The following is a 23,624-nucleotide window of genomic DNA, read 5'->3' as shown; positions in this document are numbered from 1 at the left end:
AAATGCTTGCAGACGTCGAGGAAGAGACGTTCAGCGAGGCTGCCTGAGCCTCGCCCAGCCCTGGCATTTTACAGGGATGCATACTTCACCGAGGCCCGGCCGAATGCCGGGCCTCGTTCTTTTCCATTCAATCCAGCTTGGACAGGTCGCGTACCGCGCCCTTGTCGGCCGAGGTCGCCAGCAAGGCATACGCCTTGAGCGCAGCGGAAACCTTGCGCACCCGCTGAATACTGGGTTTCCAGGCTTGGCTGCCGCGCGCCTCCATCGCCTCACGGCGGGTTGCCAGCTCGGTGTCGCTGAGTTGCACATCGATACGCCGATTGGGAATGTCGATACGGATGATATCGCCGTTCTCCACCAGACCGATCGCCCCACCGGCAGCCGCTTCGGGCGACACATGCCCGATCGACAAGCCCGAACTGCCACCCGAGAAGCGCCCATCGGTCATCAATGCGCAGACTTTACCGAGCCCCTTGGACTTGAGATACGAAGTCGGATAGAGCATTTCCTGCATTCCGGGCCCACCACGAGGACCTTCGTAGCGTACCACCACAACCTCACCGGGCTTCACCAACCCTTCCAGCACGTGCTCTACCGCCTGATCCTGGGATTCGACCACATGGGCAGGGCCTTCGAAAACCAGAATCGACTCATCGACCCCGGCCGTCTTCACCACGCAGCCATCCTGAGCGATATTGCCGAAAAGCACCGCCAACCCGCCCTCCTTGGAAAAGGCGTGCTCGAGATCACGGATGCAGCCATTGGCACGATCGCCATCCAGGCTCGGCCAGCGGGCATTCTGCGAGAAGGCCTGTTGAGTGCGAACTCCACCCGGCCCGGCCTTGTAGAACTCAACAACATCAGGCGACGGATTGCGCATGATGTCCCACTCGTCGAGCGCGGCCTTGAGCGTGTCACCGTAGACGGTAGGCACCGAGGTATCGAGCACGTGGGCACGATCAAGCTCGCCGAGGATTGCCATGATGCCGCCAGCTCGGTGGCAGTCCTCGATATGGTACTGCTGGGTGTTGGGTGCCAGCTTGCATAACTGCGGCACCTCCCGCGACAGACGGTCAATATCAGCCATGGTGAAGTCGATTTCTGCCTCCTGGGCGGCAGCCAGCAGGTGCAGGATAGTATTGGTCGACCCACCCATGGCGATATCCAAGGTCATGGCATTCTTGAACGCCGCCTTGTTGCCAATGGCACGCGGTAACAGGTGAACCTCGTCACCCTCGTAGTAGCGCTTGGCCAACTCGACGATTCGTTGACCCGCTTCCTCGAACAGGCGGCGACGGTCGGCATGGGTCGCCAGCATCGTGCCATTGCCAGGCAGCGCCAGCCCTAGCGCTTCGGCCAGGCAGTTCATGGAGTTGGCGGTGAACATACCCGAGCAGCTGCCGCAGGTCGGGCAGGCGCTGCGCTCGATCTCGGCGATATCCTCGTCGCTGTACTTGTCATCGGCGGCATAGATCATTGCATCGATAAGGTCGATGCTGTGATCGAGCAGCTTGGTCTTGCCCGCCTCCATCGGCCCACCCGAGACGAAGATCGTAGGAATGTTGAGGCGCATGGCCGCCATCAGCATTCCGGGTGTGATCTTGTCGCAGTTGGAGATACAGACCAGCGCGTCTGCACAGTGCGCATTGACCATGTATTCGACACTGTCGGCGATGATGTCGCGGCTGGGCAGCGAGTAAAGCATGCCGTCATGGCCCATGGCGATGCCGTCATCGACGGCAATGGTATTGAACTCCTTGGCTACCCCGCCGACCTTCTCGATCTCGCGCGCCACCAGCTGGCCCATGTCCTTGAGGTGGACGTGACCGGGCACGAATTGGGTGAAAGAATTGGCCACAGCAACAATCGGCTTATGGAAATCCTCGTCCTTCATGCCGGTGGCACGCCAGAGGGCGCGGGCACCCGCCATGTTACGGCCGGCGGTGGTAGTGCGTGAGCGATACTGGGGCATGGTTACCTCGTTGTTTGCTAGCCAACTTCACGCCGCCGGACGATCGTCAGGGATACGATCGCCATCAGCGTGGCGCCGCTGGTCTGTAGGGTGTCCAGGGTGGAAGATAATTTTGTCATGGCACGGCGGCGTTGCCTAGCGACACGCCATGGCGAGGTAAATTTTTGTGAAGGCTATGGACGGTTCGTGGCGCTGAGCTAACGTGAAAACAGGCGCAACAGGAGCAGCGTCGGCCCCAGGCAAACCCGCACCGGCTCGCCTGGCATCTTCAGATCCTTCTGTCCCATGGGGACAAGGAGACGGATCAATGAACACAACAAACCTCAACCTACCCAAGCTTTCCATGCTTGGTGCCAGCCTGTTAGTTACAGGCATGCTGAGTGGCAGCATCGTCATGGCCAACGAATCGGCAAGCGGTTCGGCTACGGGCAGCGGCCATGGCCACAGTACGACATCCGGTGGCGGCACCTCGAGCCACGGAAGTATGCACATGGATGATTGTCCCGACGATCTCAAGGAAGGCGATGAGTGTCCCGAGGGCTGGAAGCCCGAAGGCAGCGGACAGAACATGCCCGAGCAAGGCAGCGATTCTTACGGAGGCGAGGGTGGCTCAGGGGGCATGGATACAGGCACTGGCACAGGCACAGGTGGCAGCGCCACAGGAGGTTCGACGGGAGGCGGTAGCGGCTCATCGAGTGGTACCGGTACCGCTCAATAACCATACGCTGCATCTGTAGTGCCCTGCCCCATGGCTGCGAACTGATTCCGGGCACGCCAACCGCAACCAGAAAGCCCCGCCTATGGCGGGGCTTTCTGACTCAGCGGAAAACAATCTTCGACACATCCTTGTAATGCTGGGCAAAGTGCACGGTGACGCCCTCCTTGAGGTAATCGGGCAGTTCCTCGTAATCACGCCGGTTGGCTTCGGGCAGGATCACTTCGAAGATATCGCTGCGTCGTGCCGCGATTACCTTTTCACGAATCCCACCCACCGGCAGTACTTGCCCGGTCAGCGTCACCTCGCCGGTCATCGCCAAGGGCCGGTCGATGGCTTGATGGCGAGCCAGCGAAATCAGTGCCGTCGTCATGGTCACCCCGGCGGAAGGGCCATCCTTGGGCGTGGCGCCCTCGGGGACGTGCAAGTGTATGAATGCCTCATTGAAGAAGTCGGCATCGGCACCGTACTCGGCCAGGTGACCTACCGCATAACTGTAGGCGATATTGGCTGACTCCTGCATTACGTCACCGAGCTTACCGGTCAGCTTCAGCCCCCGGGTCAACGCGTGCACCTTGGTCGCCTCGATGGGCAAGGTTGCCCCGCCCATGCTGGTCCAGGCCAGGCCGGTCACCACCCCGATCCCCTTGAGCACCTTCTCCCTGCGGAACAAGGGCGCCCCCAGATACTCCTCGAGGTTATTGATCGATACCTTGATGCTCTTCTGGTCACTTTCCAGCAGCTTCACCGCCGCCTTACGGACGATACGGTGCAGTTGCTTTTCCAACTGGCGCACCCCGGCCTCTCGGGCATAGCCCTCGATAACCTGGCGCAACGCCGCATCGGTCAGGTTGATGCACTTCCTGGGCATGTTGTCGCGCTTGAGAAGCTTGGGCCACAGGTGATCCTTGGCGATTGCCATCTTCTCTTCAGCGATGTAGCCGGACAGGCGAATTTGCTCCATGCGATCGAACAGCGGCCCAGGAATCGTATCCAGCTGATTGGCGGTGCATACGAATAGCACCTTGGACAGGTCCAGGCGCACATCAAGATAGTGATCGAGGAAATCGGAGTTTTGTTCCGGATCGAGCACTTCGAGCAAGGCCGAAGCCGGATCGCCCTGGAACGACTGCCCCATTTTGTCGATCTCGTCGAGCATGATCACTGGATTCTCGACCTCGACCTCCTTGAGGGCCTGGACTAACTTGCCAGGCATGGCGCCGATGTAGGTCCGGCGATGCCCCTTGATCTCGGCCTCATCGCGCATTCCGCCAACCGAGAAGCGGTAGAACTTGCGTCCCAGCGCTTCGGCAATGGAACGCCCGACGGAGGTCTTGCCGACCCCCGGGGGCCCGACCAGCAATACGATGGAACCGCCGACATCGCCCTTGAAGGTGCCCTCGGCAAGGAACTCGATAATGCGCTCCTTGACATCGCCCAGACCATTATGGTCCCGATCCAGCACTGTACGGGCATGAGCCAGGTCGAGCTGATCCTTGGAAGTCACTCCCCAGGGCATCGACGTCAGCCAGTCCAGATAATTACGCGTGGTGCCGTACTCGGGGGAGCCGGTTTCCAGTACCGCCAGCTTGTCGAGCTCATCATCGATGCGCTGCATGACCCGCTCGGGTACCACGCGCCCCTCCAGACGTGCGCGAAAGGTATCGACATCGTTCTCGCGATCATCCTTGGAAATCCCCAGTTCCTTCTGGATGATCTTGAGCTGCTCACGCAGGAAAAATTCGCGCTGACGCTCCTGCATTTGCGCGTTGACCTGCTCACTGATCTCACTTTGCAGCTGAGCGACCTCGATCTCCTTGCGCAGCAGCGGCAACACTTTCTGCATGCGCGTCATTACCGGCAAGGTTTCAAGAATGCCCTGCAGCTCACGCCCCTTCGCCGACGTGATAGCGGCCGCGAAGTCGGTCAGCGGGCCCGGCTCGTGGGGGCTGAAGCGATTGAGGTAGTGCTTGAGCTCCTCGCCATACAGCGGGTTGATCGGCAATAGCTCCTTGATGCCATTGATCAGCGCCATCGCATAGGCTCGCGCCTCGTCCGCCTCGTCATCGATCGGCTCCTTGGGATAGGTGACCTCGACCAGGTAGGGAGGCTTCTTCGACAGCCAACGTGCAATACGGAAGCGCCGCATACCCTGGGCGATGAACTGGATCTGCTGATCCTCACCCTGAACCTTATGAACCTTGACCGCGGTACCGACCTCGGGGAAGTGTTCGTGCTCGAGCTCATTGACACTCACATCGCCCACGTAGGCTACCCCCACGGTATGATGCGGCGTGTCGGAGACGCGCTTCATGGTCTCTTCCCAGCGCTGACGATGAATCACGAGCGGCTGGACCTGAGCGGGGAAGAAGGGACGGTTGTGAATTGGAAGCAGGTAGATGCGCTCAGGCAAGTATTCCCGGGTCGGAACTACTGCGCCGGAATGTTCTTGGCGCTCTTCCTGGGCATCCATGAGGATTTCCGGTGCATCTTGATCACGTTCGCTCATCGTTCACCTTGCATCAGCTGGGCTTTTTACCCGTTATGTGCCGAGGAATGCGGGCAACTTGGCGAAAGTTCAAGTCGCGGCCTGGCTCGGTAACGGGCTTTGCATGGGATTCAGCCTAGAACAGAATCACATGAGCGATGGCAAGGGGCGGCCATTGATCCGTATCTGCCCTGCATCGATGGTGATTACGAGCTCACGCGTATCCAGCGGTAAACCCAGCTGCAGCGCGACCAGGGGAGGAATGCCATTCCAGGTAAAACGTCCATCGAGACGTTCACGCCAGGCCGAAGCGTCAGTATCGAGCAGGTCAAGCACACTCAACGTTCGGACATTCTGGCCATCGAAGACAAGTTCACCATGGCCACGGGTATCGACCCCGAACAGCGAACTCGACAGGGTCGCCCCTTCGAGAATAAAGCGCGGCGAATTCTCCAGCATACTCAGAATCGTCGGCTCGAGGCGCTGCAAAAGACGGCGTCGACCGCCCTCGTCGAGTCCCGATAGATCGCCGCCTTCTTCCTCGATCATGGTTTCTACCTGTCGGGCCAGCTGCCTGGCGGCCTGGCCATCGAGTCGGTCAAGGCTGGCATCCACGCGCCCGGCGAGCAATGGCTCACCGGCCACCTGCGCCTGTTCCAGCGACAGCGACATGTCGAGGCGCAACTGATCGTCGAGCCGTGTCTCGTCGCTGTAATGCACACCGGTCAGCGTCACCGGGGCGCGCTGGGGGCCTTGATAATCGAGGCGGTTGAGAATCAGCTCGTTGCGCTGATGAAAATAATAGTCATCTGAGGACTGGTAGCGACTATTGAGATGCACAGGTCCGATGGCAAGCTGCTCACGTCCCTGTTGCCAGCGAATCGGCGCGATCTGGCCCTGAACCGCGACATCGCCGAGCCGTCCCTCAGCGGTAAATTCCGCCCCGCTGAAAGAGAGTTGCGCTTCGTCACGGGACAACTCGAACCCGGCCACGTCCAGGCGGCCATCGGCCTGCCGATCCAGCGTGTGGAAAGTGGCTGTCCAGCGCGGCTCGGCGGAAGGCAGGACATCACCAAATACCATGTGGGTAGAGGAAGTATCACCGTCTTCGGACAGCAAGATCTGCACTGCGCCGTTCAGACGGGTGGAAAGTATACCGTGACTAGCGTTGTAAGGTATTTCCGCCTGCCAGCGGTCGTCGCCGGTAGGCGAAAGCTGCAGATGTCCTTGAGACTGAAACCATCCCTGCTCTACGTTCTTGCGCTCGACCTCCCACTGCCCGTCGTCACGCAATGCCTCAATCGTTCGCCCCAGCTCCTGCTCGAAGATATGACTGGCATAAGCCTGTGCCCCTAGATAACCGGCTACACCCAGCACCATCACCAGGATGACCACCCACCATGTCCTGCGCATACCCTCTCCCTGGTTGAGCCCTTGAATACCTACACGATGGGAAGCGTCACGAGCGAAACCAGGCTAGGCGAAAGCAGACAACGCAGTGAAGATTACATGCCAAATAAACGGGCATGTTGCGCCTGCTGGCAATGGCGTATGGTCGAGCGCAGCCGCCTCAATGCAACCAGAACCACAGGTGCATCGCTCCCCAGGCATACACCCCCGCCAGAATATCGTCGAACATGATTCCAAACCCACCGGCTACCCGGCGATCAACCCAGCGGATCGGCCAAGGCTTGATGATATCGAAGACCCGGAACACCACGAAGCCCCATAGCGCCGACTCCCAGGAGAACGGTACCGCCGCCATGGTCAGCCAATAGCCGACGAACTCGTCCCAGACGATGCCGGAGTGATCATGGACGCCGAGGTCGCGAGATGTCTTGTCGCACAGCCAGATGCCTACCAAGCTGGCAACCAGTACAAGCCCCAGATACCAGGAAAGCGACAGGTCTGACATCAACCAATAAAAAGGGATAGCGGCCAGTGTGCCGAATGTCCCGGGGGCGAACGGTACCGCCCCCGAGCCCAGGCCAAAGGCGAAGAAATGCGTGGGACGTCGCCAGACGCTGGAAGGTGCACGATTCATGAAGCCCCTCCCGGAAAGTGCTGCCAGCCGCTGGCGGCGATCTCATCCACCCCGGTGATCCCTGCACCCGCATGCAGCCGCCCGATGGGCCACAGGTCAAGGCTGCACTCGCGCAGCCGGCGCTGCGCTTCAGTCAGGAATGCTTCGGGCAAGCTGAAGAGCAGCTCGTAGTCATCTCCTCCGCACAAGGCAGCATGACGAGCGCCCTCTCCCCCTAGCAGGTCCTCGAGGCCTGTCGCCAGGGGCAGCCGCTCCATGTCCAGCTCGGCGCCAAGATGAGAGGCTTCGCAAAGGTGATTGAGGTCGGCCAGTAATCCATCCGAGATATCGATGGCGCAGTTGGCCAAGCCTCGCAAGACCAAGCCTGCCGACAGGCGTGGCTTGGGCAGCAGATACCGGGACAGCAACGGATCGGCCAGGTCGCGCATACCCTGCTGCCAAGCTACAAGCCCGCCATGACCGCCGCCCAACGGGCCAGTCACCGCCACGATATCGCCGGCCTTGCCTCCGTTTCGGCACAGGGCAGCTCCAGCCGGCACCTCACCATGCACGGTAACGCTGATACTCAGCCCTCCCCGGGTCACGTCTCCCCCGACCAACGAGATGCCACTCTCTGCGCACAGTGCATGAAAGCCTTGGCTAAATGCCTCTATCCATGCTTCGTCGGCCTCGGGTAGCGTCACCGCCATGGTGCACCAACGCGCCCGCGCGCCCATGGCGGCCAGATCGCTCAACGACACGGCCAGAGCACGATACCCCACGGCCCAGGCGGGAGCCTGAGCGGGGAAATGCACGTCGACCACGGACGTGTCGACGCTGACCGCCAGTTGCTGGCCCGACGATGGTACCAGCAACGCGCAATCGTCTCCTGCGCCCAGCGCAACACCGGTCGACTCGCCTTCGTTACGCTGTACGAAGTAACGGGCGATGAGTTCGAACTCACTCGGCATGACTTGCCATCCGACCCGGCACGTCAGCGACGGCGGGCGTTGACCTCGGCATTTCGCAGCCGACCAGCGAGCTTGTCGAGAATACCGTTGACGTATTTGTGGCCATCGGTGGCGCCAAACGACTTGGCCAGTTCGACCCCTTCATTGATCACCACGCGATAAGGGACTTCGGGACGCTTGGCCAATTCGTAGGCACCCAGGCGCAGGATGGCCAGTTCGATGGGATCGAGATCATCGAGGCGACGATCGAGCAGTGGCGAGATGCTGGCATCAAGGGACTCGCGTTCGCGCACCACGTTGTGTAAGAGTTCATGAAACAGCGCCAGATCGGCGATCTCCATGACCTTATGCCAATTCTCGTGGTCCTCGAGATCCTCATCGGCCACTTGGCTGCGGAACTCGGCCTCGAGCGTGGTGACCGGCTTGCCGGTCAATTGCCATTGATAAAGCCCCTGCACGGCGAGCTCGCGCGCCGCATGTCGTGCTTGGCGGGCATCCGCCGAGGCAGGTCTTCTGGCACTCATGCTTCACCCCCGAAACGCTTCATCAGCGACACCATTTCCATGGCAGCCATGGCAGCTTCGGCCCCCTTGTTGCCGGCCTTGGTCCCTGAACGCTCGATGGCTTGCTCGATGGAGTTGACGGTCAGGACGCCATTGGCAATGGGGGTATCGAACTCCAGCTGCAGATTGCCCAGGGCCGCGTTGCAGCCACCGGCAACATATTCGAAGTGTGGCGTGCCACCACGAATCACCGCGCCAAGAGCAATCACTGCATCGGGCTTGACCACACGCAGCGCTCGCTTGACCGCAAGGGGCAGCTCCCAGGCGCCGGGCACATGCACGATATCGATGTTTTCCTCATCGACGCCATGCCGTACCAGAATGTCAACGGCGCCTTCCACCAGGCTATCCACCACGTGATGGTTGAAACGGCCGACGACGATCACGTAGCGGCCATCGACATCGGTGAAGGACCCTTCGACTTGGGAGATCGGTTGCATAGTCTTTACCTGGCAAAAAAGGGACTTATTCTAACGAGTCGTCGGCGTCTGCGATATCGCCACCCAGGCGCTCAACCACTTCCAGATCGAAGCCGGAGAGCGCCGAGAATTTCCATGGGGAACTGAGCAGGCGCATCTGCCCGACACCGAGCTGACGTAGTATCTGAGAACCGGTGCCGATCATCAGATAATTTCCAGCCCCGTCGGAGTCGCTCGAACGCGGCGCCCGCTTGCGCTCAAGAAAAATGTCGAGCTGGCTTTTGAAGTTCAGCGCCGTGCGGCCGTCGTCGAGCAGTACGAATACGCCGGCGTCGGCCTGGGCCACCTGGGCCAACGCACCCTGGGCCGTCCAGCTCTGGCTCCCCGGCTTCTGCAATGCCAGCAAATCTCGCAGGCTGTCGGCCAAATGGACGCGTACTGTGGTGGGCTGCTCGGGCTGCGGCTGTCCCTTGACCAGTGCCAAGTGGTGCGAGCCCTGAATGCGATCACGGAACACATGCAACGTCAGTTCGCCAAACGAGGTATGCACCGGTACGCGTTCCTCGAGCTCGACGGTCTGTTCATTGTGGATACGATAATGGATCAGGTCCGCGATCGTACCCATCTTGATGCCGTGCTCGGCGGCGAATCGCTCGAGTTCGGGACGGCGAGCCATGCTACCGTCCTCATTCATGATCTCGCAGATCACGCCGCTGGGCTCAAAACCAGCCATAGCCGCCAAGTCACATGCTGCCTCGGTGTGACCAGCACGCCGCAGCACTCCGCCCGGCTCGGCCATCAGCGGAAAAATATGCCCGGGCTGCACGATATCCGAAGGCTGGGCGTCGCGTGCCACGGCCGCGCGTACGGTACATGCACGATCGGCAGCAGAGATACCGGTGGTCACGCCGTGCGCAGCTTCGATCGACAGCGTGAACTTGGTGCCGAATCCGGAGCCATTGTCACGTACCATCAACGGCAAGTTGAGCCGTTCGCAGCGCTCACGGGTCATCGGCAGGCAGATGAGTCCACGAGCATGACGAGCCATGAAATTGATATGCTCGGCTTCGACCCGCTCAGCCGCCATGATGATGTCGCCTTCGTTTTCACGATCCTCATCATCCATCAGGATGACCATCTTGCCCTGGCGAATGTCCTCGACCAGTTCCTCGATACGAGCCAAGGTCTGCCGAGTGGAATCCTGGCCAAGAGACTGAGAGGCGCCCTGTGAAGTGGGCTGGGAAGAGGAAGCCACCATCGGTTCTCCGGATTTCGTAACGTGCGGGATTGTCGACGAAAAGCGACATGATCGGCCCCATTGGCCAGCACTCCCGCGTTAGGTCGGCGGTCAGGGTACCTGTCTGCGCGCGTGCGCGCTAGTCCCGAATCGGGCTTATGACGGGACCCCGTGAGCCCCGTGGGAACGTCATGCGACTCGCTGCGGGCGGGCGATGATGCGCCAGTCGCGCCCCACGGCGCGGATGTCGTCGATCTGCAACGGACGCTGCTGCGCCATTCGCTCGAGACCGGGCAGCGCGAACAGCGGACGTGCCTCGCCTCCCAGCAGAGTCGGCGCGACGAACAGGTGCATTTCATCGATCAGCTCAGCGTCGAGCATGCTCCCGGCCAGTGTCGCCCCGGTTTCGAGCAGCACTTCGTTGCAGCTTTCCTCTCTCGCCAGATAGGACAATAACGCTGAAAGATCGACCCGGCCGTTGATGTCACAGGCCAGCACGAGGATTTCCGCCCCGGCCTCTTCTAGCTTGTGTCGTCTCGGCGACTCGGCTGCGCAGGTAGCGATCAAGGTGCGTCCGGGTTCATTCAGGCAGGCCGCAGCCAGTGGCATACGCAGTCGGGTATCTACGACAACGCGCAACGGTTGGCGCGCACTGATGCTGTCAGCCTCGTCGAGCCCCAATTGCTCGGCGCGTACGGTCAGGCGTGAATTGTCGAAGATGATCGACTCGACGCCGGTCATGACCGCACTGGAGCGGGCTCGCAGGCGCTGCACCTCGGTGCGTGCCGACGGACCGGTGATCCACTGGGATTCGCCGCTGGCCATGGCGGTGCGTGCATCCAGGCTCATGGCCATCTTCAAGCGTACAAAGGGGCGCTCGCGGCTCATGCGTGCAATAAAGCCTGGATTAAGGGCCCGCGCCTGGTCCTCGAGCAGACCAACGTCCACATCGATGCCAGCCTCGCGCAGCATGGCAATACCTTGCCCTGCCACTAGCGGATTGGGATCTCGCATGGCCACGACCACCTTCTTTATCCCGGCCTCGATCAGCGCCACGGCGCACGGCCCGGTACGCCCCTGATGCGAACAGGGCTCCAGCGTCACGTAGGCCGTCGCCCCTCGGGCGGCCTCGCCCGCCTCGCGCAGGGCGTTGACCTCGGCATGCGCTTCGCCGGCCCGCCGATGCCAGCCCTCGCCGATCTTGCGGTGATTCTTGACCAGCACGCACCCGACACGCGGGTTAGGGTCCGTGGTATAGAGGCCGCGCCGCGCCAGTACCAGCGCACGCGCCATCCAGGTTTCGGGAGTCACCTTGGCCATAGGGCATCCTTGGGGCGGAGAGGATGAAAAGCGATGATGATAACGACCGCGTTCGAAGTCGGGCCACAAGCCAGCAGGCGGTAATCAGGCGCTCATTGCTCATCTTCCTGCGGCGGGAAGGAGGGCTCCTGGGCGAGGCGGTCAATCTCGGCCCGGAACTCGTCGATGTCTTGAAAGCGACGGTACACCGACGCAAAACGGATGTAGGCGACCTGGTCGAGCCGTTTGAGGGCGCGCATGACTTCCTCCCCAATTTCCCGCGCCTCGATTTCACGCTCGCCACGAGCACGCAGCCGTTGGCGGATGCGCTCGATGGCAGCTTCGGTGGATTCGGCGCTGACCGGGCGTTTTTCCAAGGCACGCAGCATTCCATCGCGCAACTTGCGCTCGTCGAAGGTTTCACGCGACCCATCGGCCTTGACGACGCGAGGCATGACCAGCTCGGCGGTCTCATAGGTAGTGAAGCGTTCGCCGCACGCAGTACATTGGCGCCGTCGGCGAACCTGATCGCCTTCTGCCACCAGACGTGAATCGGTCACTTTGGTCTCGTGCGTACCACAGAAAGGACAGTGCATCAGTCGGCATCCGTGTGCATGTTCATGTCATTGTAACGGTTTGCCGTTAAAGGCGGAAATGACGAATCCCCTTGCCCAATCCCAGACATACCGGCCATGCTCATGGTTGCACACCAACCCTCAATGTAAGGAGACACCATGGGTTTTTTCGCCTGGATCATCTTCGGTCTGATTGCCGGTATCGTTGCCAAACTCATCATGCCTGGTAAGGACCCGGGTGGCTTTATCGTGACGATTATCATCGGCATCCTCGGGGCGCTCGTCGGAGGCTGGATCGGCACGGCCCTGGGCTTTGGCTCGGTGGACGGGTTCAACATCGGCAGTTTTGTCATAGCCGTGCTGGGCGCCATCGTGCTGCTTGTCATTTATCGTCTCGTCAAGCGCTGATCGCTTAAGACGTGGATCGGGGTGCGCCCCGGTCCACTCCCGATGGCCCCGCGAGTCCCAGGTCTTGGCACGTCTGATGCAAGTAGCAAGTGGAGATGAACGCAGACGAAAAGGATCTCTTCCATGGCCCCCACCTTGCAATCCCACCAGCCTACCTTGCCGCCTACCCCCGCCAGACCGCTAGACGAAACTGAGTTCATTACCCGTGCCGAAGCCCGATTATCGGAAATTTATGGGCCGTGTGCCGGCGAGGTACTACGCCGCCTGTTGACCCTGCTGATGCACCAGCGTAGCGCGCTCGATCCCACGCCACGCCCCCTATGGAGCGAGCGAGACCAGTGGCTGATCACTTATGGCGATACTCTGCTGGATGGTAACCGTCCGCCTCTGGAAGTCCTCGATGAGTTTCTCGACGAACGCTTGCCGAACACATTCAGCGGCCTGCATATCCTGCCGTTCTTTCCTTGGAGCAGCGACGATGGCTTCTCGGTTATTCACTATCGAGAGGTGAATCCGGACTTGGGCAACTGGGAGCACATCCGGCAATTGGCCAGCAAGCGCAGCTTGATGACTGACCTAGTCATCAACCATGTCTCGCGCGAGTCGCTGTGGTTCGTCGACTACCTGGCCGACAGCCAGCCGGGAAGAGACTATTTCATCGAAATGGACCCCGACACCGATATCTCACAGGTTACCAGGCCTCGCAACACGCCACTGTTGGTCCCGGTGGCTACGCGTCGGGGCACTCGCCACGTCTGGGCGACTTTCTCCGAGGATCAGATTGACCTCAACTTCGCCAACCCCGACGTGCTGCTGGAATTCGTGGGCATCATGCTTTACTACGTCGAACAGGGCGCCCGCATGATCCGCCTCGATGCCATCGCCTACCTTTGGAAAGAACTAGGCACGCCCTGTATTCATCTGCCTCAGACACATGCCGTCGTGCGGTTGCTACGCGCCGTCCTCGACTTCGTCGCTCCGGGTACGCTACTGATTACCGAAACCAACGTACCCCATAAAGAGAATATGAGTTACTTCGGATTGGAGCGACTAGGCTTGGCGAGACATGATCCTGTAAGCGAAGCCTCCGCCGAATACGCCACTCCCGACGAAGCCCATCTGGTTTATCAGTTCACGCTGCCGCCACTGCTGGTTCATACATTCACCTGTGGCAACGCCTCGGCACTCAGCGAATGGGCACGCTCACTCCCCGCCCTGCCCCCGGGCTGCAGCTATTTCAACTTTACCGCCAGCCATGACGGAATCGGTGTACGTGCCCTTGAGGGGCTATTGCCACCCCATGAAGTCGAGACGCTGCTGGAGCTAATGCATCGCTTCGGCGGGTACGTAAGCATGAAGGCCAACCCCGACGGCAGCGATTCGCCTTACGAGATCAACATCGCGTACTACGATGCCATGAAGGGTACGCGGCGTGGTCCCGATGCTTGGCAAGTGGAACGTTTCCTGTGCAGCCAGAATCTGTTACTGGCACTACAGGGGATTCCAGGCATTTACTTCCATTCATTGACTGCGACACTCAACGATTACGAGGGTGTCGAGCGAAATGGCCATTTGCGTGCAATCAATCGCCGGCGCTGGCACAAGGAAGAACTCGAAGAGTTGCTGGACAGCCGCAGCACGCCGACACGTGAAGCATTCATGTCGCTCAAGCGCCGCCTCGCCCTGCGCGCCAACGAGCCCTGCTTCCATCCCGAAGCCGCTCAGACAGTGCTTGCCACCCCACCCGGATTATTCGCCATCCAGCGAGGCCCCTTGCCGGGCGGACGGCGACTGCTGGCCATCTACAACATCAGTGACAAGCGCCAGCCACTCGACCTTCAAGAACTTCATGAGGACACTTGGTACGACGTGCTCGAGGACGGCGCCCTATGGCAGCCGGACGCGCCGGATATTCTGAGACCCTACCGCAGCTTGTGGCTGACTTCTCAGCCACAATCTATATAGAGTTCGTCCATTATCTAAAACTTTATGGAATATTAAACGACACTATTATTCCGCCCCAGCAGCATGCGCTACAATTGCGTTAGTCTTATTACAGGAGCCAACCATGCCCCTACCTCGCCTGTTCTCCTCGACATTGGCCGCGCTCGCCCTCGGATTCACTGTGGGGGCGGCACATGCCGAGACCCTAAGAGTCGGCATGTCCGGCGGCTATTACCCATTCACCTTTGTCGAGCAGGACCAGCTGAAGGGCTTCGAAGTCGATGTCATGAACGCTGTCGGCGACATTACCGGTGACGATATCGAATTCATTACCGCCAGTTTCTCTGGCCTGGCCGGTATGCTTGATTCTGGGCGCATCGATACCATTGCCAACCAGATCACTATCACCCCTGCGCGCCAGGCCAAGTATGCCTTTACCGCCCCCTACGTCTATGACGGTGCCCAGGTGGTCGTACGCGAAGGCAACGACAGCATTCAAGGTGTCGAAGATCTCAAGGGCAAGACGGTGGCAGTCAACTTGGGCTCCAACTATGAGCAGCTGCTACGCGAGCTTCCCTACTCTGACCAGATCAACATCAAGACCTATGAGTCCAATATCGAGCAGGATGTTGCCTTGGGGCGTGCCGATGCCTTCGTCATGGACCGGGTCAGTGCTACCCAGGTAATCAAGGACAAGCCCCTGCCGCTACAGCTTGCGGGCAAGCCCTTCTCACGCATTGAGAACGCTCTACCCTTCCGCGATGACGAGGCTGGCCAGGCGATGCGCGACCGCGTCGATTCAGCACTCGACAAGCTGCGCGACAATGGCACGCTCTCGCAGATCTCCGAAAAGTGGTTCGGCACCGACATCACCCAACCTTAATCTGCTGACGGCCGGGTAACCCGGCCGTCGTGCTCCTTAACTATTCAGGCTGATTGACCATGCACGCGCTCGATGTCGACTACATGCTGGGCCTCGTGCCCATACTCCTGGGCTATTTGCCGCTGACCTTGGAGATGGCCGCTGTCGGTATGGCCTGCGCCCTTGTCCTGGCCTGTCTACTAGCCATCGTGCGCGTTCGCCGATTGCGGTTCCTCAATGCGCTGGCAATGCTGTTCATTTCCTTCTTTCGTGGCACCCCGCTGCTGGTTCAGCTTTTTCTGTTCTATTACGGCCTGCCCCAGCTACTGGCCTTTCTGGTGGCGATCAATGGCATCACAGCGACCATTATGGGCCTGACGCTGCACTTTTCGGCCTACATGGCCGAATCCATTCGTGCCGCCATCGTCGGTGTCGACCGCAGCCAGACCGAAGCGGCACTGTCGATCGGTATGACACAGGGCCAGCTGATGCGGCGCATCGTACTGCCCCAGGCAACCCGCATCGCTACGCCGACGTTGATGAACTACTTCATCGATATGATCAAGGCGACCTCACTCGCGTTTACGCTTGGCGTCACTGAACTCATGGGAGCAACCCAGAAAGAGGCTGCCAGCAGCTTTCTGTACTTCGAGGCATTCCTCGTCGTGGCGATCATTTACTGGATCGTCGTCGAGGCGCTTTCCTGGCTGCAGCGACGACTGGAAACCCGACTCAACCGAGCCTATCAGCGATGATCGAACTCAAAGGCATCACCAAGCGCTTCGACAACCAGACGGTATTTGAAAACATCGACCTGTCGCTCGCGCGGGGAGAGATCATCGTGGTCATTGGGCCATCGGGTACCGGCAAGTCGACCCTGCTACGCTGCATCAACTTCCTTGAACGGCCCGACGCCGGGCATCTCACGGTCGGCGATCTGGCCTTCGACGTGACCCGCGCCACCACGCGAGAGATTCTCGCCCTGCGCCGCCGCACCGCCTTCGTCTTTCAGAACTATGCATTGTTTGCCAACAAGACGGCGCTGGAAAATATCAGTGAGGGAATGATCGTGGTCGATGACCTCCCCAAGGCGCAGGCCCACGCAAGGGCGCGGGAGATCCTCGAGCGTATCGGCCTGGCCGACAAGGCCGATGCTTACCCCGCTTCGTTGTCAGGCGGCCAGCAGCAGCGCGTGGGCATCGGCCGTGCGATGGCCGCCAACGCCGAGGTCATCCTTTTCGACGAGCCGACCTCGGCACTCGATCCGGAGTGGGTCGACGAGGTACTGAGCCTCATGAAGCAACTCGCCACCGAGCGCCAGACGATGATCGTGGTGACCCATGAAATGCAGTTCGCCCGCGACGTGGCCGATCGCGTGGTATTCATGGATGAGGGACGCATCGTCGAGCAGGCCCCGCCAAGCCAGCTGTTCCATCATCCGCGCGATGAACGCACTCAACGCTTCCTGCGCAAGGTGCTGCCCCAAGCTCCAGTCTAAGCGCCGCCAAGTAAGCTGTTCTTGCTTTAGCGGGATCTACACCTTGCCCTGATTGTCCAGTTCGACGGCTTCGTGCATCCGCTCCAGCACATCGGGAAATGCCGCCTGTACGCGGTTCCAGCTAGGGATGAACGGTTTGTCGCGCGGGTATTCGAGAAACGCCTTGCCGGCCTCCATGATATTGCTGGCGAACAGCTCGACGGCCTGCTCCTCGCTGTGCCGGTCGAGTTTCAGTCCATTCATGATGGCATCGTTGTCGTAAGTCTCGATCAGATCCAGAGCAATGCGATAGTAGGTCGCCTTGATGGTACGGAAGCTCTCGGCACTGATCTGTACACCGAGTGTCGCCAGCTTGCGATAGAGCGCCTTGGCGATATCGAGGCTCATGCGGTTGAGCCCGCCGCTAGCGTCGTCCTCGGAGACCGGCTGATGCTTGTGGTCGTAGATATCAGCGATATCCACCTGACATAGGCGCTTGGTGGAATAGTTGCGGTGCACTTCGGAAAGCACGCCAATCTCCAGCCCCCAGTCGCTGGGAATCCGAATGCCGTCGAGCACGTCGGTACGCATCGAGAATTCGCCGGAGAGTGGATAGCGATAGCTGTCTAGATAATCGAGGTAAGGCAGCGGCCCATAGATCGTCTTCAGCGCCCGTATCAAGGGGATCACCATCAAGCGAGCGACGCGCCCATTGAGCTTGCCATCGGCGATGCGCGAATAATAGCCTTTGCAGAATTCGTAGTTGAATTGCGGATGCGCCACAGGATAGATCAGGCGAGCCAGCAGTCCACGATCGTAAGTGACGATATCGCAGTCATGCAACGCCACCGCTTCGGTACGCCGCGAGGCCTGTACGTAGCCAGCGCAATACCAGACGTTGCGTCCTTTGCCGGACTCCTGGGGTGAAATACCCTCTGCCTCAAGCTCCGCATCCAACGCCTTCAAACGTGGGCCGTCGTTCCAGAGGATGCGATGGTGTTGGGGTAACTTCGAGAAGAACTCCCTGGCCCGCAGAAACTGGCCGCGGTCGGCCCGGTCGAGGCCGATAACGATTTCGTTGAGATACGGCACGCGCGTCAACTCGTCGACAATATTGACCAATGCCGGCCCCTCCAGTTCGGAATAGAGTGAGGGCAGAATCAGTCCCATTGGGCGTCGCTTGGCAAAACGCACCAAGTCGGCTTCAAGCTCTTCCACGGGTCGGCGGGTCAGGTTATGAAAGTTGGTAATAATACCGTTCTGGTAGAAATCGCTCATGACAGCTCCTTGCCAAGCCAGTGTTCCATGCCCTCGGCCCAGCCTCGCGGGCCCGCCGTCTGCGTTCGGTAGAGACTGGGATGCTCTATCTCGACGGGGTGTGAATGCACCCCGCGTATCAATACCGCGGCATCAGTGGCTTTCAACAGGGCCACGTCATTGGGTCCGTCCCCCAGCCCCAAGGACCAAGGAGCCACACCGCGCAATGCCGCGAAGCGCGCCATAAGCCAGTTCACCGCTCGCCCCTTGTCGGCGCTTCCCATCACATGCCAGAACCGCCCACCCTGGGTCAGCGTCAAATTGTCGTTGATCAACATTTCCTGCAATGCATCGAGTTTTGCCTCGCTATCGTGCCAGAGCAGAGGAATACTGCCCTCGCGAGCTCGCGCCAACTCGGCACGAGGCGCGTCAAGGCCAGTCGCCTCGACAATTTCCTCGATAGACATATCAGGAAGACAACGGAAGTCGGCTTGCAGGCGCTCACGGATCACCCTGAGTCGACGCGTGAGGAAATCGATATCCACGCCCAAGGCTTTGACTCGCAGCCCATCGACATTGGCTGGGTCACGGTCCAGCCGTGCATGCTGCCAAGCGGCAGGCAGGCCAATGATGGCGCCGTTCTCGGCGATGAAAGGAGTCTGCTCGAGACCAAGTTCGCGTCGAAGCGGCAGCAGTTCCGCCCGGGTCTTGCTGGTTACAGGGATGACCGGCACACCAGCAGCAGCCAATCGGTTCAGCCAGGGCCTGGCCGGCTCCCAATCATAATCGTGATGGTCGAGCAGTGACCCATCCAGATCCGTGAATACCAGGCGCGGCGGCGAAGTGACTTCCTGCATTGCAAACCCTCGCGCTTGCTTGGCGACTTACACGATGTCATCGCCCTATGGGTGCACAAGCATATAACATGCCAACCTGTGCGGAGTTGGCGTTGGCTAACATTTCCGGCGTTCACTTACGGTACAGAGTATCGCCTTGGCCCACTGCGAAAGCTTCTGTGCGCTCTTCTGGTGCAATGCGATAAAATTACGTATATCTACGTATTTTTTACCGGCTATAACCGCTAAATCAGGAAGCACAAATGGTATTATTTTCGTGATGAGAAGAGCTTCATTTCAGGAACAATAGCAGATGGAAACGTCACCCACGTGTATTCTTGTCATGGGCGTATCGGGCTCGGGCAAATCGCATATCGGCCGAGGTTTGGCCAACAAGTTAGGCTGTCACTTCATTGATGGGGACGACCATCACAGTGCAAACAATATCGCCAAGATGTCGCGTGGTGAGCCGCTCAGTGACGACGATAGAAAGGATTGGCTACTGATACTCTCAGGCCTTTACCGTGACCATTATCATCGCGGCGAGCCGGTGATCATTGGCTGTTCCGCGCTGAAGAAGCGTTATCGGGATGTTCTCCGCCAAGGGGCCCCGAAGCTCAAGATCCTCTATCTTCACGGCAGCCGCGAAACGCTGCTTGAACGACTGGTTTCACGCGCCTCGCATTTCTTTCACGGTGAGCACATGCTGGATAGCCAACTCAAGGCCTTGGAAGTACCGGAAGCCTCTGAAGCCATGCAGATTGATATTCGCTGCACCCCAGAGGAAATCGTCGAAAGCTTTATCGCCTATTTACGTAAAAGTCCGTAATTTTTCTTCATTGATAATGAAAAATGCCAGCCGATCGGCTGGCATTGGGAGAGGCGGTTTCAGCAGTGGTTTTCAGCTAGGGCCACCAGCCCTGCCAGCGTCGCTCGGTCACTATCCACCTCAAGGATATCCTCGAAACCGGCCTTTTGCATGGCCAGGCGATATAATCCGTTCAAGGCACTGGAACCGACCAGAATGACACGGCCCGCCTCAGGATGAAGTGAACGCTGGGTACGTACTTCACTGCCGATCATGACGCCCGAAATGAAACTTCCCACCTGCTCACCGGCCAGACCAGCGTATAGGTGGCGGCTTCGCGCTTCGAACAGCGCATGTAGCAGCCCCGCCGGGTGTGCTGCAGCCTCGAGCCCCTGATGGAAAGCTGACGCATCGAATTCGGCCGACTCTCTTGCCGGCTCACCAGGCAGGGTGTGGAAACGCACCACATGGTAGAGCTCGCCGGTCATTGCCGTGACGAAGTCGACCAGACGACCTTCCTCTAGCCGCACCCACTTGCTATGCGTTCCCGGCAGGCAGCACAGCGCCTCACGGGTGTTTGCAATGGACAAGGCACCGAATGCCTGAATTTCTTCGCCGCGCATGACATCGACATGGTCGGGCCGCACCACCTTGACGCCCGGCACGATCCAGGCATTCTCCAGCCCCAGAGCAGCCACGACATGGCCGGCCAGGGTATCGGCGTCTATCGGAAGGTCCAGCTGCGGCGCCTCGCTCCAGCCACGCTTTGACCCCACCATGCCGGCCAGATAGACCGGAACGCGGCCCTCTTCTCGCCATTCACCGACCTGGGCGGCACAGTAGTGCGGGAACTCGGCGCTGCTCAACGAACGTAGGCCGGCATCGGAACGCCGGCTGTCCAAGACCTCACCACTGTTGCGATCGACCAAGAAGGCGCGGAAGTTACTGGTGCCCCAATCGATGGCGATGAGCTTCGATGACGTCATGCATCCGCCTCGCGCTCTAGCCCGTCAGCCTGGGCCAACCCCTCCTTGACGCGACACCACTCCGCGACCAGGCCGCGAGCGCAGCGCTCCACTTCTTTCGCCGACCAGCCCGGACGATAAATGCTGCCACCGAACCCGAAGCCATCGATGCCGGCCGTGATCCATTCGCTCATGTTGGACTGGTCGATGCCACCAACGGCGAAAACCGGCATATCCGCAGGCAACACGGCGCTCATGTCACGGAAGTAGCCGATGCCCAGCCGTGCGGCAGGAAATAGCTTGAGCGCACTGGCCCCAGCCCTCGCCGCGGCCAACGCCTCAGTCGGGGTCATGCAGCCGATCATCGGTGCCAGATCAAGCTCCACCGCTTGTCCGATCACCTTGGGATCAGTGTTGGGCGTGATGACCAGTGGAGCGTCGAGATCGGCCAGCCGCGCACAGGCTTCGGGATCGAGTACCGTGCCGGCCCCGATCACGACATCATCGGGACAGCGCTTGGCCACTCGCTCGATGCTTTCCCACGGCCGTGGCGAATTGAGGGGGATTTCGATCAGCTTGAATCCCGACGCAACCAACGCATCGAAGATACCATCGACCTCGTCCGGCCTCACACCACGCAAGATTGCCACCAACGGCAGATCCTTCATGGCCGCGTCCAGCGCGGCCCGGCGTGTCTCGTTCATGTCGCCTCCTTTACCACTCGGCTATCGAGCCATCCTCGTGAGTCCACACAGGGTTGCGCCAACGATGCCCCACCTTGGCGCGCTCCTCCACGAATGTCTCGTCGATCTCGACGCCCAGGCCCGGCCCCTGCGGAATCTCGCAGAACCCGTCCTTGATGGTCAGCGCCGACTTGTCGACCAGATAATCGAGGACATCGTTGTCCCGATTGTAGTGGATGCCCATGCTCTGCTCCTGAATGAAGGCGTTGTGGTTCACTGCATCGACATGCAATGACGCCGCCAGGGTCAGCGGGCCGAGCGGGCAATGCGGAGCCAGCGCCACGTCATGGCAGGAGGCCAGCGAGGCAATCTTCATCCCTTCGCTGATGCCACCGCAGTGAGACAGATCGGGCTGAACGATATCTACCATGCCCTCGGCCAGCAGATCGCGGAACTGGAATCGGGTATGCAGACGCTCGCCGGTAGCAATGGGATAGCCCAGGCCGGTGGCGATATGCTTGAGGCTCGGCAGGTGCTCAGGGGCAACAGGCTCTTCGACGAACATCGGATGATACGGTTCCAGCTCACGCAATAACGCCTTGGCCATCGGGCGGTGCACGCGGCCATGAAAATCGATAGCGATGCCAACATCCGGACCGACTGCCTCGCGCGCCTCGGCGACGCGTGCTACGGCCTCATCGACCTTGCGATGGGAATCGACGATCTGCATTTCCGGCGTACCATTCATCTTGAACGCCGTGAAGCCCTGCTCGACCAGCGCCTTGGCACCGACACCTACATCGCTGGGGCGATCGCCACCGGTCCAGGCGTACATGCGCATCCTGTCGCGCACCTTGCCCCCCAGTAGCTGATAGACCGGTACTCCCAGGTCGCGTCCCTTGAGATCCCACAGCGCCTGATCGATACCGGCGATAGCACTCATCAGAATCGGCCCGCCGCGATAGAAGCCGGCGCGGTACATTGTGTTCCACAGGTGTTCGATACGGTGCGGATCCTGGCCAATCAGGTAATCGGCCAGCTCATGCACTGCCGCCTCTACCGTTGCTGCACGCCCTTCCACCACCGGCTCACCCCAGCCGTAGCAGCCTTCGTCGGTCTCGATCTTGAGAAACAACCAGCGCGGCGGTACCTGCCAAGTCTTCAGTTGGGTAATTTTCATGAAACATCCTTTTACACAAGCCACATGGCGAGATTCGGCCAGAACAGCAGCGCGAACAGCACGCACAATTGCAGGGCGATGAACGGCAACAGCGACACGAAGATGTCCTTGAGGCTGATCTCCGGCGGTGCCACGCCCTTCAGGTAGAACGCGGCCGGGCCGAACGGCGGCGACAGGAACGACACCTGCATGTTCACCGCGAACAGGATGCCGAACCAGATCGGGCTGTAGCCCAACTGGGTGATGATCGGCACGAAGATCGGCAGCGTCAGCATCGCCACCCCGATCCAGTCGAGGAACATGCCCAGCACCAGCAGGATCGCCATCATCACCAGGATGATCACGATCGGCGCCACGTCGAGCCCCATGATCATGCCCGAGATGAAGCGGTTGCCGCCCATCAGGTTGTAGACCCCGACCAGCGCCGCCGCGCCGATGCCGATCCAGATGATCATGCCGCAGGTCATCAGTGTCTGGCCCAGGCTCTCGTGCATGGTCCTGAACGAGAACTCGCCCCGCAGCACCACCGCCATCAGCACGCCGAACACGCCCATCGCCGCCGCCTCGGTGACCGAGGCCACGCCGCCGTAGATCGAGCCCAGCACCAGCACCGCGATCAGCGCCGGCACGATGATCGCCTTGAGCGCCTGGCCCTTGGTGGCAAACGTCTCGGCCCGCGCCTCATCGGTCAGCGGCGGCCCCATGGCAGGGTTCTTCAGGCAGCGCACCAGCACGTAGCCGATGTAGGAGAGCATCAGGATCACCGCCGGGGTGATCGCGGCGGTAAACAGGTCGGCGATCGACACGCTGGCGATCAGGCCGTAGATGATCAGTACGATCGAGGGCGGCATCATGGTGCCCAGCGAGCCGCCGGCACACACCACGCCGATCGACAGGTGCTTGTCGTAGCCCAGGCGCAGCATCTGGGGCAGCGCCAGAATG

General features: G+C 60.1%; 23 protein-coding genes. 7 read left to right on the top strand and 16 right to left on the bottom strand.

From position 1 onward, the window contains the following. Positions 1 to 127 precede the first annotated feature (127 nt). Positions 128 to 1,972 (bottom strand): dihydroxy-acid dehydratase, encoded by a 1,845-nt coding sequence (ilvD, locus tag F568_RS0102760; RefSeq protein ID WP_019017171.1) that lies wholly within the window; start codon positions 1,970 to 1,972, stop codon positions 128 to 130. Positions 1,973 to 2,279: 307 nt separating this feature from the next. Between ilvD and F568_RS22010 the strand changes: the two genes are divergently transcribed. Next, positions 2,280 to 2,690, top strand: a complete 411-nt coding sequence (locus F568_RS22010; protein ID WP_019017170.1) for a hypothetical protein — start codon at positions 2,280 to 2,282, stop codon at positions 2,688 to 2,690. Positions 2,691 to 2,790: 100 nt separating this feature from the next. Here F568_RS22010 and lon read toward each other — a convergent pair whose 3' ends face one another. From lon to nrdR, 9 genes are all read right to left on the bottom strand, one after another. Continuing rightward, positions 2,791 to 5,160 (bottom strand): endopeptidase La, encoded by a 2,370-nt coding sequence (gene lon, locus F568_RS0102750; RefSeq protein WP_229804202.1) that lies wholly within the window; start codon positions 5,158 to 5,160, stop codon positions 2,791 to 2,793. Positions 5,161 to 5,322: 162 nt separating this feature from the next. Continuing rightward, a complete protein-coding gene (locus tag F568_RS0102745; protein ID WP_019017168.1) occupies positions 5,323 to 6,588 on the bottom strand; it encodes a DUF945 family protein in 1,266 nt (421 codons plus the stop codon). Positions 6,589 to 6,745: 157 nt separating this feature from the next. Continuing rightward, positions 6,746 to 7,219 (bottom strand): phosphatidylglycerophosphatase A family protein, encoded by a 474-nt coding sequence (locus tag F568_RS0102740; RefSeq protein ID WP_019017167.1) that lies wholly within the window; start codon positions 7,217 to 7,219, stop codon positions 6,746 to 6,748. Further along, positions 7,216 to 8,169 carry a thiamine-phosphate kinase gene (gene thiL, locus F568_RS0102735; protein WP_019017166.1) on the bottom strand — a complete coding sequence of 318 codons (954 nt, stop codon included), beginning with the start codon at positions 8,167 to 8,169 and terminating at the stop codon, positions 7,216 to 7,218. Before thiL ends, F568_RS0102740 begins: the two co-directional genes overlap by 4 nt. A gap of 23 nt (positions 8,170 to 8,192) precedes the next feature. Then, entirely contained in the window at positions 8,193 to 8,693 is a 501-nt protein-coding gene (nusB, locus tag F568_RS0102730; protein WP_019017165.1) for a transcription antitermination factor NusB, read from the bottom strand. After that, the gene (gene ribH / locus F568_RS0102725; protein ID WP_019017164.1) at positions 8,690 to 9,172 is read right to left on the bottom strand and encodes a 6,7-dimethyl-8-ribityllumazine synthase; all 483 of its coding nucleotides are present in this window, start codon (positions 9,170 to 9,172) and stop codon (positions 8,690 to 8,692) included. The genes nusB and ribH overlap by 4 nt, the downstream gene beginning before the upstream one ends. Positions 9,173 to 9,197: 25 nt before the next feature. Further along, on the bottom strand, positions 9,198 to 10,409 hold the full coding sequence (ribBA, locus tag F568_RS0102720) for a bifunctional 3,4-dihydroxy-2-butanone-4-phosphate synthase/GTP cyclohydrolase II (protein ID WP_019017163.1): 1,212 nt from the start codon (positions 10,407 to 10,409) through the stop codon (positions 9,198 to 9,200). Positions 10,410 to 10,577: 168 nt separating this feature from the next. Then, complete coding sequence (gene ribD / locus F568_RS0102715; protein ID WP_019017162.1) at positions 10,578 to 11,708, bottom strand: bifunctional diaminohydroxyphosphoribosylaminopyrimidine deaminase/5-amino-6-(5-phosphoribosylamino)uracil reductase RibD; 1,131 nt, start codon at positions 11,706 to 11,708, stop codon at positions 10,578 to 10,580. A 92-nt stretch (positions 11,709 to 11,800) separates the two neighbouring features. Further along, positions 11,801 to 12,283 (bottom strand): transcriptional regulator NrdR, encoded by a 483-nt coding sequence (gene nrdR / locus F568_RS0102710; protein WP_019017161.1) that lies wholly within the window; start codon positions 12,281 to 12,283, stop codon positions 11,801 to 11,803. Between the two features lie 138 nt (positions 12,284 to 12,421). On the opposite strand from nrdR, the gene F568_RS0102705 reads away from it, so the two are divergent. The 5 genes from F568_RS0102705 to F568_RS0102685 all read left to right on the top strand — a co-directional run bounded on the left by F568_RS0102705 (position 12,422) and on the right by F568_RS0102685 (position 16,974). Then, positions 12,422 to 12,670 carry a GlsB/YeaQ/YmgE family stress response membrane protein gene (locus F568_RS0102705; RefSeq protein WP_019017160.1) on the top strand — a complete coding sequence of 83 codons (249 nt, stop codon included), beginning with the start codon at positions 12,422 to 12,424 and terminating at the stop codon, positions 12,668 to 12,670. A gap of 123 nt (positions 12,671 to 12,793) precedes the next feature. Beyond that, the gene (locus tag F568_RS0102700; protein ID WP_019017159.1) at positions 12,794 to 14,635 is read left to right on the top strand and encodes a sugar phosphorylase; all 1,842 of its coding nucleotides are present in this window, start codon (positions 12,794 to 12,796) and stop codon (positions 14,633 to 14,635) included. Positions 14,636 to 14,738: 103 nt separating this feature from the next. Beyond that, on the top strand, positions 14,739 to 15,497 hold the full coding sequence (locus F568_RS0102695; RefSeq protein WP_019017158.1) for an amino acid ABC transporter substrate-binding protein: 759 nt from the start codon (positions 14,739 to 14,741) through the stop codon (positions 15,495 to 15,497). A 59-nt stretch (positions 15,498 to 15,556) separates the two neighbouring features. Continuing rightward, positions 15,557 to 16,231, top strand: coding sequence for an amino acid ABC transporter permease (locus F568_RS0102690; RefSeq protein WP_019017157.1), 675 nt, complete (start codon positions 15,557 to 15,559; stop codon positions 16,229 to 16,231). Next, a complete protein-coding gene (locus tag F568_RS0102685) occupies positions 16,228 to 16,974 on the top strand; it encodes an amino acid ABC transporter ATP-binding protein (protein WP_019017156.1) in 747 nt (248 codons plus the stop codon). Before F568_RS0102690 ends, F568_RS0102685 begins: the two co-directional genes overlap by 4 nt. Before the next feature lie 36 nt (positions 16,975 to 17,010). On the opposite strand, the gene F568_RS0102680 is transcribed toward F568_RS0102685, so the two are convergent. Both F568_RS0102680 and F568_RS0102675 read right to left on the bottom strand, forming a co-directional pair. Further along, positions 17,011 to 18,231, bottom strand: a complete 1,221-nt coding sequence (locus tag F568_RS0102680) for a glycosyltransferase family protein (RefSeq protein WP_019017155.1) — start codon at positions 18,229 to 18,231, stop codon at positions 17,011 to 17,013. Further along, the gene (locus F568_RS0102675) at positions 18,228 to 19,067 is read right to left on the bottom strand and encodes an HAD-IIB family hydrolase (RefSeq protein ID WP_019017154.1); all 840 of its coding nucleotides are present in this window, start codon (positions 19,065 to 19,067) and stop codon (positions 18,228 to 18,230) included. The genes F568_RS0102680 and F568_RS0102675 overlap by 4 nt, the downstream gene beginning before the upstream one ends. Before the next feature lie 292 nt (positions 19,068 to 19,359). Here F568_RS0102675 and F568_RS0102670 point away from each other — a divergent pair, with 292 nt between their 5' ends. Then, positions 19,360 to 19,875: a gluconokinase gene (locus tag F568_RS0102670; protein WP_019017153.1), complete on the top strand. Its 516-nt coding sequence runs from the start codon at positions 19,360 to 19,362 to the stop codon at positions 19,873 to 19,875. A gap of 59 nt (positions 19,876 to 19,934) precedes the next feature. Here F568_RS0102670 and F568_RS0102665 read toward each other — a convergent pair whose 3' ends face one another. From F568_RS0102665 to F568_RS0102650, 4 genes are all read right to left on the bottom strand, one after another. Beyond that, complete coding sequence (locus F568_RS0102665; RefSeq protein WP_019017152.1) at positions 19,935 to 20,840, bottom strand: 2-dehydro-3-deoxygalactonokinase; 906 nt, start codon at positions 20,838 to 20,840, stop codon at positions 19,935 to 19,937. Further along, positions 20,837 to 21,523 (bottom strand): 2-dehydro-3-deoxy-6-phosphogalactonate aldolase, encoded by a 687-nt coding sequence (locus F568_RS0102660; protein ID WP_019017151.1) that lies wholly within the window; start codon positions 21,521 to 21,523, stop codon positions 20,837 to 20,839. Before F568_RS0102660 ends, F568_RS0102665 begins: the two co-directional genes overlap by 4 nt. 10 nt (positions 21,524 to 21,533) lie before the next feature. Then, positions 21,534 to 22,682, bottom strand: coding sequence for a galactonate dehydratase (dgoD, locus tag F568_RS0102655; RefSeq protein WP_019017150.1), 1,149 nt, complete (start codon positions 22,680 to 22,682; stop codon positions 21,534 to 21,536). Between the two features lie 11 nt (positions 22,683 to 22,693). Then, the coding region (locus F568_RS0102650; protein WP_019017149.1) for a TRAP transporter large permease at positions 22,694 to 23,624 on the bottom strand (931 nt) is incomplete at its 5' end.

Origin of the sequence: Modicisalibacter luteus DSM 23508 (assembly GCF_000378505.1) — a bacterium.
Lineage (GTDB): Bacteria > Pseudomonadota > Gammaproteobacteria > Pseudomonadales > Halomonadaceae > Modicisalibacter > Modicisalibacter luteus.
The sequence above is the reverse complement of the archived record's forward strand: the minus strand, read 5'-3'. Positions and strand labels throughout refer to the sequence as shown.